13 protein-coding genes and 1 tRNA gene are annotated in these 13,480 nt (G+C 38.0%); all 14 read right to left on the reverse strand.

Going from position 1 to position 13,480, the window contains the following annotated elements; genetic code table 11:
* The coding region (rbsB, locus tag VEB00_01195) for a ribose ABC transporter substrate-binding protein RbsB (protein HYF81633.1) at nucleotides 1-716 on the reverse strand (716 nt) is incomplete at its 3' end.
* A 98-nt stretch (nucleotides 717-814) separates the two neighbouring features.
* Nucleotides 815-1,759, reverse strand: coding sequence for a ribose ABC transporter permease (rbsC, locus tag VEB00_01200; protein HYF81634.1), 945 nt, complete (start codon nucleotides 1,757-1,759; stop codon nucleotides 815-817).
* Entirely contained in the window at nucleotides 1,756-3,264 is a 1,509-nt protein-coding gene (locus tag VEB00_01205; protein ID HYF81635.1) for an ATP-binding cassette domain-containing protein, read from the reverse strand. Before VEB00_01205 ends, rbsC begins: the two co-directional genes overlap by 4 nt.
* Nucleotides 3,265-3,270: 6 nt before the next feature.
* Nucleotides 3,271-3,690 carry a D-ribose pyranase gene (rbsD, locus tag VEB00_01210; GenBank protein ID HYF81636.1) on the reverse strand — a complete coding sequence of 140 codons (420 nt, stop codon included), beginning with the start codon at nucleotides 3,688-3,690 and terminating at the stop codon, nucleotides 3,271-3,273.
* Nucleotides 3,691-3,720: 30 nt separating this feature from the next.
* Nucleotides 3,721-4,641 carry a ribokinase gene (rbsK, locus tag VEB00_01215; protein ID HYF81637.1) on the reverse strand — a complete coding sequence of 307 codons (921 nt, stop codon included), beginning with the start codon at nucleotides 4,639-4,641 and terminating at the stop codon, nucleotides 3,721-3,723.
* Nucleotides 4,642-4,707: 66 nt separating this feature from the next.
* A complete protein-coding gene (locus tag VEB00_01220) occupies nucleotides 4,708-5,712 on the reverse strand; it encodes a LacI family DNA-binding transcriptional regulator (protein ID HYF81638.1) in 1,005 nt (334 codons plus the stop codon).
* 263 nt (nucleotides 5,713-5,975) lie between these two features.
* Nucleotides 5,976-7,010, reverse strand: coding sequence for a radical SAM protein (locus VEB00_01225; GenBank protein ID HYF81639.1), 1,035 nt, complete (start codon nucleotides 7,008-7,010; stop codon nucleotides 5,976-5,978).
* A complete protein-coding gene (locus VEB00_01230) occupies nucleotides 7,007-8,056 on the reverse strand; it encodes a radical SAM protein (GenBank protein HYF81640.1) in 1,050 nt (349 codons plus the stop codon). The genes VEB00_01225 and VEB00_01230 overlap by 4 nt, the downstream gene beginning before the upstream one ends.
* Before the next feature lie 18 nt (nucleotides 8,057-8,074).
* Nucleotides 8,075-8,614, reverse strand: a complete 540-nt coding sequence (locus VEB00_01235) for a PqqD family protein (GenBank protein HYF81641.1) — start codon at nucleotides 8,612-8,614, stop codon at nucleotides 8,075-8,077.
* Nucleotides 8,615-8,918: 304 nt separating this feature from the next.
* The gene (locus tag VEB00_01240) at nucleotides 8,919-10,145 is read right to left on the reverse strand and encodes an MFS transporter (protein HYF81642.1); all 1,227 of its coding nucleotides are present in this window, start codon (nucleotides 10,143-10,145) and stop codon (nucleotides 8,919-8,921) included.
* A 21-nt stretch (nucleotides 10,146-10,166) separates the two neighbouring features.
* The gene (locus tag VEB00_01245; protein ID HYF81643.1) at nucleotides 10,167-10,547 is read right to left on the reverse strand and encodes a GNAT family N-acetyltransferase; all 381 of its coding nucleotides are present in this window, start codon (nucleotides 10,545-10,547) and stop codon (nucleotides 10,167-10,169) included.
* 6 nt (nucleotides 10,548-10,553) lie between these two features.
* Complete coding sequence (locus tag VEB00_01250; protein ID HYF81644.1) at nucleotides 10,554-11,471, reverse strand: radical SAM/SPASM domain-containing protein; 918 nt, start codon at nucleotides 11,469-11,471, stop codon at nucleotides 10,554-10,556.
* Nucleotides 11,472-11,815: 344 nt separating this feature from the next.
* Nucleotides 11,816-11,891 (reverse strand) — tRNA-Ala (locus tag VEB00_01255).
* Between the two features lie 77 nt (nucleotides 11,892-11,968).
* Entirely contained in the window at nucleotides 11,969-13,327 is a 1,359-nt protein-coding gene (locus tag VEB00_01260) for a sodium-dependent transporter (GenBank protein HYF81645.1), read from the reverse strand.
* Nucleotides 13,328-13,480 lie beyond the last annotated feature (153 nt).

Consider the following 13,480-nt stretch of genomic DNA (forward strand, 5'->3'; position numbering starts at 1 on the left):
GTTGCGTCAAAGCCAACTACCATTATTGTCTTTCCTGAAGCCTTTATAGCTTGTAATGCGCCTAATGCCATTTCGTCATTATGAGCGAAAACTGCATTGATTTCCGGTTGTGCTTGAAGGATATTCTCCATAACTGATAAGCCTTTAGTTCTGTCAAAGTCAGCAGTTTGCTTTGCAACTACTTCTATGCTTGATGTTTTTATAGCATCATTGAAGCCTTGGCCTCTGTCTCTAGCTGCTGAAGTACCAGCTATACCTTCCAGTTCTACTACCTTACCCTTGCCGCCAAGCTTATCGATAACGTAATCACCTGCCATTTTGCCGCCTGCTACGTTATCAGAAGCTATATGAGCAACAACATCACCTGAGTTTGCACCACGGTCTAATGTGATTACAGGTATTTTCTTGTCGTTAGCTGCTTTTACTGCGTTTCCAACTGCATCAGAATCAGTCGGGTTGATAAGTATAACAGCTACATTCTTTGTTATTAGGTCTTCTACATTTGACATTTCCTTTGCAGGGTCATTCTGTGAATCCAATACTACCAGCTCGTAGCCAAGCTCTTTTGCCTTTGCTTCTGCTCCTTCCTTCAAAGAAACGAAGAATGGATTGTTAAGTGTTGAAATTACCAAACCGATTTTTTTAGCTTCTTCCTTCTGTGGCTCCGGTTGAGTAGTGCTTGGTGCTGAACAGCCTACAAACAGGCCTGCTACCATGATTACTACCAATGTAATGACTAATAACTTTTTCATTAATACCCCTCCATTAATTTGGTTTATAATTTATGTGCTAAATTTGCACATTAAATCCAACTCTATCTTTTTTGTTTGCGATCCAGTAAAACTGCTATTAATATTACAAGTCCTTTCAGCAGCAGCTGATAGTAAGAGGATACATCCATAAGATTTAGCGCATTGTTTAAAACACCTATTATCAAAGCACCAATAATTGTACCGAATATACCTCCGATACCACCCGCTAAGCTGGTGCCACCCAATACTACAGCCGCAATAGCATCCAGCTCATATCCTGAACCTGCCTGTGGCTGAGCTGATGATAGTCTTGCAGTAATGATGATTCCGGCTAAGGCTGCCAAAAATCCTGATATCGTATATATCAAAATTTTAATTCTATCGGTATTTATGCCTGAATATATCGTTGCTTCCTCATTGCAGCCCAGTGAATACACATATCTGCCTGTTCTGGTATGTCTTAAAATGTAGTAAGCTAATCCAAATACAAATGCCATAATATATATTGGTAATGGAATTCCTAAAAAGTAACCTGCACCAATATTTGCAAAAGCTGCTGCATTGGCTGAACTTCCTGCACTGATTGGCTTTCCGCTTGTAAAGACTAAGGTATAACCTCTAATAAGAGTCATAACCCCTAATGTAGCAATAAAGGGCTGTATTTTACCCTTGCTTATTATCAGGCCGTTGAAAGCTCCTATACCTGCTCCTACGGCTAAAGCTGCTATGAATGCCAAATACACATTAGTCCCCTGAGCAATCATTGCAGCCGCTGCAGCACCGGATATAGCCAGTGTTGAGCCTACAGACAAGTCAATACCGCCTGTAAGTATTACAAAGGTCATTCCGGCAGCAATAATAGAATTAATTGATGTTTGTCTTAAAATATTCAATATATTGCTGACTGTTAAAAATCTTGGATTAAGAAATGCTATAACTATGCAAGATACAACTAGTAGAACCAAGGACTTGTTTTTTATTAAAAAGTCTTTTAAGTATGTTTTCACATTTCCACCTCCCTATGACCTACTGCCAGACGCATAATGCTCTCTTGATTTGCATTTTCGTGTTCCAGGCATCCTGTAATTCTTCCTTCATGCATCACCATGACTCTGTCGCTCATGCCTAGTATTTCCGGTATCTCTGAGGATATCATCAATATACTCATGCCTGCTTTCTTAAACTGATTTATAATATCATAGATTTCCTTCTTTGCCCCTACGTCTACACCTCTGGTAGGCTCATCCAATATCAAAATTTTTGGGCTTGTCATCAAGCTCTTTGAAAGAGATACCTTCTGCTGATTTCCTCCACTTAGGTTTTTTACCAGCTGCTTAACTCCTGAGGTTTTGATTGACATTCCTTTAATGGATTCCAAGGCAGCAGCTTCTTCCTTCTTTTTATCGATTATTCCAAACATGCCTGACAACTTCTGCAAAACAGATAAGCTGATATTCTCCTTGATGTTCAAACCAAGTACAACACCATTTCCCTTACGATCCTCCGATACATAGGATATTCCATTCTTAATCGCCTGTCCGGGAGATTTTATATGAACAGCTTTTCCCTGCACAATAATTTCTCCGCTGTCCTCATCCAATACTCCATAAATCGTACGGGCCAGCTCGGTTCTGCCTGAACCCATCAAGCCTGCCAAGCCTACGATTTCACCGCTTCTCAGTGAAAAGCTGATATCCTTTACATAGGAATTTGTTAAGTTCTTAACCTCTAATAGAATCTCACCAGTTTGGCAGGTGACCCGCGGATATTGTTCACTAAGTTTTCTGCCTACCATCAACTCAATTATTTTATCTTCATTTACTGCTTGAATCGGATGTTCAGCAATAAACTCACCATCTCTCATAACAGTAACGTCATCACAAATCCGGAATATCTCCTTCAGTCTATGGGATATATAAACAATGCTTCTTCCCTCAGCCTTAAGCTCACTAATTACTTTAAACAAGCTTTCTGTCTCTTTCTCTGTCAAGGCTCCGGTTGGTTCGTCCATGACAATTACCTGCGCATTTAACGAAAGGGCCTTGGCAATTTCAATCATTTGCTGCTTGCCTATGCTTAATTCACTAACAAGAGTCTCAGGTCTTTCGGTAATTCCAAGTCTGTCCATAATTGCCTTTGCAGCTTTAAACAATTTGCTCCACTGTATTTTCCCTATACTGTTCACAGGCTCTCTGCCCAAAAAAATGTTTTCTCCTATAGAAAGATTTGAAAGCAGGTTTAGCTCCTGGTGAATAATTGCTATTCCCATTTTTTGAGCTTCTCTCGTATTTTTAATTTGCACCTGCTCTCCATTTAGAAATATTTCACCTGATGTCTTCTCATAAACACCCGTTAAAATTTTCATTAATGTAGATTTTCCTGCACCATTTTCTCCCACCAGCGCCATGATTTTGCCTTTGTATATATTAAAACCAACGGATTTTAAAGCCTTTACACCTGGGAATTCCTTTGTAATGCCTCTCATTTGGATTATTAAATCACTCACTTGCATCACTCCTTAAAATACAACACCGGATTTCAAAAGGATATTTGCATATGGTGTACATTCTCCGGTACGAATTATTGCTTTTGAATCCTTATTCAGAATCTTAAACTCTTCATGACTGACCTCTGTTATTTTGACCTTATAGCCTTCATTATTTTCAAGCTCTTTGATTCTGCTGATAATACCTTCATATATGACAGTATTTTTTTCTTTTATTTCCTTTGCCAACACAAGCTCTTCTACTCTTTGTTCTGCCAGAACTGCATCCAGTACATCCAAAAAGCTTGGTATCCCCCTGCTCACTGCTAAGTCAATCCTTTTGCAGTTGTCCGGGACGGGTAACCCGCTATCACCTATAACAATACTGTCCCCATGTCCAAGCCTTGAAATAATGTAGGAAACTTCAGAGTTCAACAAGACTCCCTTTTTCATAGAATAACCTCCACTTTGCTAAAAATATTTTTACTTCTGTCTGGCAGTTCTAATAAAAGCCTCTACCTCTTCTCTTAAGGGCAAAGAGCTTTGTGCACCTTCCTTTGTTACAGTTAGAGCACCTACTGCTGTAGCAAAACTTATTGCTTCCTCTAGGGATTTTCCTTCGCTGATTGCTACTGAAAGTGCCCCAATAAAGCTGTCACCGGCAGCAGTAGTATCTATAGCATTAACCTTATATGCCGGATATGCTTTTGAGCCAGACTTGTTTATATGGATGCAGCCCTTGCTTCCTAATGTTACAATCAGCTCTCGCACACCTTTGTTAATGAGTATCTGTGCTGCACTTTCCAGGTCACCTTCTTTATTGACTTGGATTCCGCTAAGCAGCTCAAGCTCTGTATCATTTGGCACCAAAATATCAACGTTTGAAAGGAATTCATCTTCTAGCTCTATGGCTGGTGCAGGATTCAATATTGTCAGCTTACCCATCTGCTTCGCGGTCTTAATTGCAAACTTTACTGTTTCAATTGGAACTTCTAATTGAGCAACTACTACTTCAGAATTCTGAATAACTTCATAGGAAGCTTGCAGATTCTCAATTGACAGCCTATAATTAGCACCGGGTACGACTATTATGCAGTTATTTCCCTTAGCATCTACGGTTATTGAAGCAATACCTGTAGATATGCCAGCTGCTCTTTTAACCATTGCTACATCAACACCATCATTTTGCAAGGCTTCCAAGAGAGTATTGCCCATATCATCACAGCCTACACAGCCTATCATTTTTACCTCTGCTCCAAGCTTTGCTATAGCATCAGCTTGATTGGCACCCTTGCCTCCCGGTATTTGTCTAAAGCTCTTACCCATTATAGTCTCACCTGTTACAGGCATTCTACCTGTATAAGTTACCAAATCCATATTTAAACTTCCAACTACAGCAATCATGTGATCTCCCCTTTATAATAATCCCGTTTTGCAGTCACTTAAACGTTTAACTAACTAGCAAAAAAATTATGTTGATTTTCTTACAATAAGCTCAGTATCTAATATAATTGTTTTTTGCTCAGCTGCTTCTTCTGGTTTTTCTAAAACTTCTATAAGCATTTCAACTGCTTTATAACCCATTTCATAGTTTGGCTGCTTTATTGTTGTAAGTCCCGGTTCAACAACACTGGCCATATAAATATCATCAAAACCGACTATTCCAACATCATTTGGAATATTGCAGCCTTTGCTTTTTAATAATTTGATTACGCTTATTGCAATTAAATCATTACCACAGAAAACCGCATCAAAATCTAAGCCTTCGTCCAAAAGCTGTTTAGCAGCGGTTAAACCCCACTCACTTTTATACTGCCCTGCTCTTATATAGTTTTTATCATATTCGATTCCACTATCCTCCAGAGCTTTTCTATAGCCTGCAAGTCTGTCTTTAGCTGTAGTGGATGTAAGAGCTCCAGTAATAAATGCAATTTTTTTATAACCTTTATCAATAAGATGCTTAACTGCCTTGTAGGCGCCCTCTAAATTGTCAACCAATACTTTCCCTTTAACATTGCTGCTTTCCAAATCTCTATCTATCAATATTACCGGTATGTTTCCTCTGTCTATTGGCGACAGCCCGCTTGTTCGTTTAGCAGAATGCGTAAATACTATCCCGTCAACCATTTTCTCAGCCAGCATATTTATATATTTTTCTTCCTTTTCCAAATCATCATCCGTATTGCAGTATATTATGCTATACCCTGCCTCACTGGCCTTATCTTCAGCACCTCTTGCCAATTCCGGAAAAAATGGGTTGACTATATCAGGTATTACTAAGCCGATAGTTTTAGTCTTCCGAGTAACGAGACTTCTTGCCATTGTGTTTGGTATATAGTTATTTTCTTTTACTACTCTCAAAACCTTTTCTCGAGTTACTGCACTGATGTTGCCATCCTTGTTGTTAAGTATCATTGAAACAGTTGCCGTAGATACTTCAGCCATTCGAGCAATATCCTTAATAGTCAATTTCATAATATCAATCCTTAAAAATAGTTTTAGTTAAACGTTTTATTTAAACGTTTAACTAAATTTTATCATAATTTACTGGATTGTTCAAGTACTCAAAAAAATTAATATATAAACTATCCCAAGCATGGATCGGATGCCCCACATGTCCATAGTATATGAAGCATTTTGACAAAAAAGACCTTCCCATCATTATGACAGGAAGGTTTTCATGAATTATCTTACTTTGGTGGACGAGAGGGGGATCGAACCCCTGACCTCTGCATTTTTTAGAGAAGCTCTAGACATTGAGGATCCGGGGAATCTACAGGTAGACCTTGATTTATTGCTCTTGCCCGACACCCACCCAGACATTGGCTATAGCTTTCACATTCTTTACATGTATTATCAAGCTTAATATCACGAAGTGTTTTCAAAACAGGACTGTTGCACCAAAGCTCTGCAATATCGTCTGTAATAATATTACCAAAAACCATACTGCTCATATATCTGCATGGAATTAAATCACCATTAGGTAAGATGCTCAACTCCGCCCTACCTGCCTGGCAAGTGGGAAATTGATTTGATCCATAGCTTTCTCCTACATATTTCGAATATAACGGATCATGCAATTGTATTTCCATTTCAGGGTATTCACTCTTACATTTATTCACTATTTCAAAAAATTCCAGAAGCTGTTCTTTAGATAATATTAGATTATTGAGGTTTTTTCCTCTCCCCAGCGCCAGAAGTACAGTCAAACTCCAGCTTTTTATATTTCGTGCCTTTAAAAAATTGCACATTACAGGTATATGTTTATAGTTCAAGGCAGTAACCGTAGTACATACCCCTGTAGTTATATCATATTCTCCCAGCAATTCCAAGGCTCCTAAAGCCGTTTCAAATGAATCTTCTAATGGTCTCAAAACTCTATGTAAATCTTTATTCGAGCCCTCTAGACTTATGGATATCCTTTTTATATGTATTTTACTAAAAAATGTAGCCCATTCTTTTGTTATACCCCAACCACTTGAAGTCATTTCAAACCATACATTTTTCTTACTTAAATGTTCCAGAATCTTGTCAATATCAGGGCGGAGCATTGGCTCACCACCATTTATTGTGAACATCAGAGCACCAAAATCTACAATCCTATCTAACGCGGTTATAGCCTGAGCAGTATCCAACTCCTGAAACTTCTTACTTCCCGAGTCAGGCCAGCAATGTTTACAAAACTGATTACATTCGTTAGTAACTCTATAATTAATTCGAATAGGTGCCCTCAAATATCCATCCTTTACCTCAAAACGCGATAAAGCACTCATATTCTGGCCGCTCTATCCTTCATCCAGCACAATGGATCCGGTACCGAAGGAGTTCCAAATTCACCGTAGGATCTTGCTTTACATCCTCCTGTACACATATACTTCCATTCGCATTGTAAGCATTTTCCGCTTACTAATTTTTTGTAGTCCCTATATATATCAAATACAGGTGAATTTGTCCATATATCTGTCAGTGACTGATTATGTATATTACCGGCTTCTTGGTCTATATATGCACAAGGAGTAACCTTGCCATCCGGCCAGATTGCGCAGCCAGTCTTACCTGCTCCACAGCTTGCAAAATTATCTTCACTGAAATCTTCCGTTCTGGTCTGCAAATCCTTATCAAGCATTAGAAGAAGTGGCTCTACGGAGACAAATTCCATTTTCCCCTGAATTTCTTTTTTCTGCTCTAAAAGAAACTCTAATACTTCTTTCCACTGCTCAGGAGAAAGCTTTAAGTCCGAATAATTTCTTTTTCCCCTGCCACACGGCATACAAGCACGCAGTGAATAGCAGTTTACCTTCATATCCAGTGCCATCTTTAGAATTTCTTTTATTTCTACTGAGTTATTTTTTGTTACTGTAGTTGAAACGTTAACCCTTTTTATCCCTGCATTTTTCAGAGTACGTATAGCTTCTACAGCTGTATTAAAAGCCCCTGGGACACCTCTGAAATCATCATGAGTTTCTGAGGATGCTCCGTCAATACTAATCTGTACGGTACTGACTCCTACATCCTTTAATTTCTGTGCCACCTCTTTAGTTATGAGCAAACCGTTTGTAGGCATATTCACTCTGATTTTTGCATCACTGAGCCTATTGATGATATAAAATACATTATCATTTAAAAGGGGCTCTCCTCCTGATAAGATTAAAGAAAATACTTTTGCCTTAATTATTTCATCGATTAATTCATTGGTTTTTTCCAAAGAAAGTTGAGCACTTTTCTGTCCGGGCTTCCATGTAGAGCAGTGCTTACAGCGCAAATTGCAGGTTGAAGTAATCAACCATTCAATCATTGTAGGACTTTTCAAATGCTGCATTTTATTTCCCTCCCTTATTTAGGCAACAGTTATTAATACTTCATCCAAGAAGTATTGTAGCACTTCTTCTGTTTGGGTCTTTGCTTCTTCAAAGTCCAATTCATATTCGTTACACAAATTATTAATTATTTGTTCCACTGATTTATGTCCATCTATCTCGCACCAAATAAATCCAGAGGATTCATTAAGTACATAAGAATCTGAAGCGCCTATTCTATGAAGATATACATCATCACAATTTTCCTTTGCCCTTATTTTTAAAAGCCCACTTAAAGCCATATCATTTAAAGTTTCTATAATATCTGCTTCTTGTTCATCATCCAATTCATATCTTTCGCGCATTTCCTCCATTACTTCCTGAGTAGAATGGCCTGTCCCACAAATATTCCAGAGCTCCGCAGCAGTTTGATTGAGATGGTATACTGATCGGTCAGAAGGATTAATGAGTAATACATCTTCTCCCTCTTCTCGGAACAGTACGTCAGTATTCTGTATTAACTCCGGATGCTTTTTGGTTTCTATTTCACCACTAATCTGAGGAATATTACCAATATGCATAATTCAACCTCTTTTCAAATATATTTAGTACTTAAATCATATACCCTTTAAGTTAACTAGTTGTGCTAGGTTTTCATAATATATTACCTAACTCAAGAGATTAATTTATATAATAATGAGCCGAGTCTGAAAAACATTATCTAGTTATTCCAGACTCATGCATGGTATGCAAGCTACTTTTCTTACCTTCGGAGATACAAATTTACTCTTCTTTTCCTTTGCCATTATGTTCACCTCCTTTAGGAGAGTATAGAGGACTTTCCTTCTGAAATCTGCGCTCAATACTTGGTTGAGTTTTCAGACTCTAGCTCATTATTTCAATTTTACTGTCCTTATCAGACTTTACTTTAGCTTCTTTTAAGAAAAGTGAAACTATAACTGCATAAAGTATCCCACCGATTGCTGCTAGAATAATTGGTATATCGTATCCTGCACGGTCAATAATAAATCCGCCTATAAGCGGTGCCGGAACTACCGCAAAAGTTGTTAATGCTGTAAATATGCCATATACTTGTCCACATTTGTTTTTAGGTACAGCGTCTCCTACAATGGCTTCAAAAGCTGGTATTCCCAGTCCTAACATTACACCCCACAGTATAAAAGCTACAATAAAATGCCATTGAACAGCTGCTGCAAGTAATACTAAAGATACTAATAAAGATGTAATGCCATTTCCAATTAACATTTTCTTTCTACCAATCTTATCCGTCATGCTTCCTGCAATCCATGAAGTCAGAATAAAACTTACTTGCATTATTGCATAAAAGAATCCTAAGCTAGCCGTGGAATTGAGTTTTGTTTTAACATACACAGATAGAAATGGCGAAAAAATACCATTAAAGAAACTTATCATTACCTCTGCCACGAGAAGTGCCGCTAATGGAGCTAATGTCTTGCGCACATCAGAGTTTTTTGTAAAGCTTTTTGATATGGTATTAAATATAGTTGTGCGGCTAAACTTTACATTTTGTTGTTCTTCCTCAAATATTCTTGTAGTTAGTAGGAGTATTATCACAAGGAGTACGCCACGTATTCCAAATGTCAGCTTTGTAGACAAACCAACTACAATGATTGCAGAAATAAGCGGACCGATTATCTTTCCGATACCCTGAATAGAATTTAAGCTTCCAAAAACTGCTCCTCGGTACTCCTCCTGAGTTTCTGATACTATCAATGCGCTTTGAGGGGTTTTTCGCACTATAGTTGCAAAATTAAGAATTATAAAGCCTGGAATAAGTTGAATCCAATTATTGCTCAGCACGATAATTAATATAGATAAGACTTCCAGTGCAGTACACCAAATTAATACTTTTTTTCTGCCTTTTTTGTCAGAAATTATACCCACTATTAGGGGAAAGATAATAGTAATAGCTGTGCTCAAGCTGTTCATAAACCCAAAAGCAAGCATATTACCCCCAAGCTCAGTTACATATATGGGTAGATAAGGCCTCGTCATCGCCTCACACATAGCCCAGATAAATAAAATAATGGATAATATAAATAGGTTTTTACTTTTAATAAGCTGATGCAACTTGTAGTCCTCCTATCCAAACTAGTTTTTTAACATACGCATCGCATTATTTATTTTTTGAAATCCGAATTTTTCATAAAAAGTATCTTTTTCTTCTGTATATGTAAGATAAATAGTAGTATGTTTAAACTTCTCCATAAGTAATGTAACCAGTTGTTTCCCTATTCCTTTGCCTTGAAGCTCCGGTACTACAATCACATCATATATTCCGGTATAACAATAGTCATCCGAAATAGCTCTAGCAAAGCCTACCAAATCTTCTCCATTATATGCCAATATATAATAGGAACCTTTAAACGCCTTACATATCGTATTTATATCCCTTTTCCATCCTACACTAGAAAATATACTTACAATTTTCTCAGCATCCAATTCTCCATTTTCAATATAATTTATTTTCATATTAGACTATACCCCCTTATGAACATGCCAGCACAATGGGTCTGGCAACTTCATATCCTGATTTAATTTATAAAGTCGTGCTTTACATCCTCCCAAACAGTTTGATATATGCTCACATTTGCTACATGTTTCTCCATTTCTCAGACTTCTTATTTGTTTTAAACCTTCTGAGTCTTTCCAAATATCATGCAGCGCGCGTTCCTTTATATTGCCACATGAAACTTTAAGTCTCGTACAAGGATAAACTGTACCATCTGTCTCAATATGAAGCATCGACCTTCCTGCTGGACAGGAAGGAAAGAAGGTTGGACCATAGTCTTGTCCAGTAATTTTTGATGCCAGAGGGTCCTGAATAATAACAGGCTTTCCCATATTGAATGCATTTATCAAAGTGTATGCATCTAATACCGTCTCGGAGCTTATTCCATCTGTGTTTATTTCAGGAGGAGAAAAAGAGAGCTTCTCTACGTTGATATCTTTCAATATCGCAAGAATAGAATCCAGTTCTGTGAGAACGCCACTGTTTAGAGGTACAACTATACTGGTTTTTATTCCCCCATCCACACATAGTTTTACGCTGTTTTTCAGTTCCTGAAGCTTATTCTGTATATCTTCTAAACTTGTAATTCGTAAAACTAATGCCATAGTATCTAAACCAGACTCTCTTAGTCTATCTAACAAATTCTCTGTAAAATTTGTATTCTGCACTGATAAAATTTTGTGAATTTTACAATCCAGCAATTTTATGAATTCAAATATTAATGGGTAAGCATTGGGATCATATATTTGCATAGTTATTATGTTTACCCTCATAAGCTTCATACTATTGCAAATATCTTGGATATATTGAGATTCTATATTATTTTGGGAATCTGATAATCTAATGGATACTCTTAAGGGACCACTTAAATTTTCAAAAAGCATTTTATGTACCCCACTTTTTAAAAAATAGTTTATTACATTAAGTGATTTCATAGAATTGACACAATATCTTGATTAGGAAACAATCTATCGTAATATTAAAATTTTATTTTGTATACATATTATTACATATGTGGTAATAATATGTATATACATTTCATTTGGCAAATTCCGACATGAAGGTCGGTAAGATTGCCAAGGACTTTCAAGCACACTTAAACCAGATAAATCGGTATCAAATGCGTGGAGTACATTATTTGCACCGGTTGTGTGAGAAACTGGAGTTGGTTAAATAAAAAAACCTTCCCATCATCATGATAGGAAGGTCTTCCTCAATTATCTTACTTTGGTGGACGATAGGGGGATCGAACCCCTGACCTCTGCATTGCGAACGCAGCGCTCTCCCAGCTGAGCTAATCGCCCTTTATATTTATAGTATAAAACTATAACAGTTCAAGTCAACCACTATTTTTGCAGACGTGGATTTGGAGATATGACTGCTAGAATTTCATGATTCCTGTGGAGCTTAAGAATACCAGGATTATTATTATTGGTACTACATATTTTATTAGGAACGCCCAGACATTCTTTAATCTAAAGTCTATCTTTCCATTGTTTGTAGCTTCCTTTATGGCTTCATCTATACCAAACCTTCTTGACACAAATATGCACATCATGAAGGCTCCGAATGGCATCATTATATATGAAGCTAAAAAGTCTGCCGCGCTTAAGAAGTCAAGTCCGCCTATCTTAAACCAGGAGAAAACCCCCTGGCCAAGGGACGATGGGATTCCTACCAGGAATATGATGGCTCCTGCCCAAATTGCTGATTTTAACCTATCCTTTTTAAAGTGATCTACCAGAAAGGATACATTAACCTCTAGCATTGAGATTGATGACGTCAAGGCAGCGAATAACATCAATACAAAGAACAAAAATCCAAACAGTGCCCCTAAAGGCATCTGCGAAAAAACATGGGGCATGGTAATAAACAGCAGCGGAGGTCCTGCAGCAGGATCAAGGCCAAAGGCAAATACTGCCGGAATAACTATCATTCCTGCCAGGAATGCGGCCATAAAGTCCATTGCGGGTACTATTGCAGACATCTTCGGTATATTTTCATCCGAAGATAGATAGCTTGCATAAGTCATGGTGCATCCGGCGCCGATATTCAAGCTAAAGAATATCTGACCCATTGCCATTAGGAAGGTTAAACCTGTGAGCTTTGAAAAATCAGGTGTCAGATAGTATGCAATACCCTTCATGGCTCCCGGCAGTGTAACTGCTCTTGCTACTAAAACCAGGAACAATATAAATAGGGCAGGCATCATAATCTTACTGGCTTTTTCTATACCACCGGATATTCCTTTGACAACTATGAAAATTGTGGCTGCCATGAAAAGGGCGTGCCAGAAGAGAGGTGTAATCGGGTTTGTGATAAACCCCCCAAAATAAGCAGGTATATCTCCCTTTATTCCTCCTGTTATATACTTGAACATGTAATTAGTTATCCAGCCGCCAACTACGCTGTAGTATGAAAGCACTATAAAGTTTACAGATACAGCTACAAACCCTACAAACTTCCACCATTTGCTTCCATTGGAGAGCTTGGCGTAGGTGCCTACAGGGTTAAGCTTTCCCCTTCTCCCCAAGACAATTTCCGTAACGAGAATAGGCAAGCCGAGTACGAGCAGCATTATGATATAAGCGAATAAGAACGTCCCTCCACCGAATTTTGAGGCCAGATATGGGAACTTCCATACATTACCCAAGCCAACGGCTGCACCTGCTGCGGCCATTACAAAGCCTAAAGCTGATGCCCATTGCCCTCGCTGATTTTTGGTTTTTGAATCCTCCATTATAATCCTCCCCTCTTATCTCCCTGCTTTCTCATTACTTATGCAACCACATCACACTTTTTATATAGTATAACTGTGCCAAATTTACTCCGATTAGTCAAGGCTTTCCTTGTCCTTCTTCATATTCGCTGCTTCCCAAATTTTACCTCCACA

This window comes from Clostridia bacterium (assembly GCA_035628995.1).
In the GTDB taxonomy this organism is placed as follows: Bacteria; Bacillota; Clostridia; order Lutisporales; family Lutisporaceae; genus BRH-c25.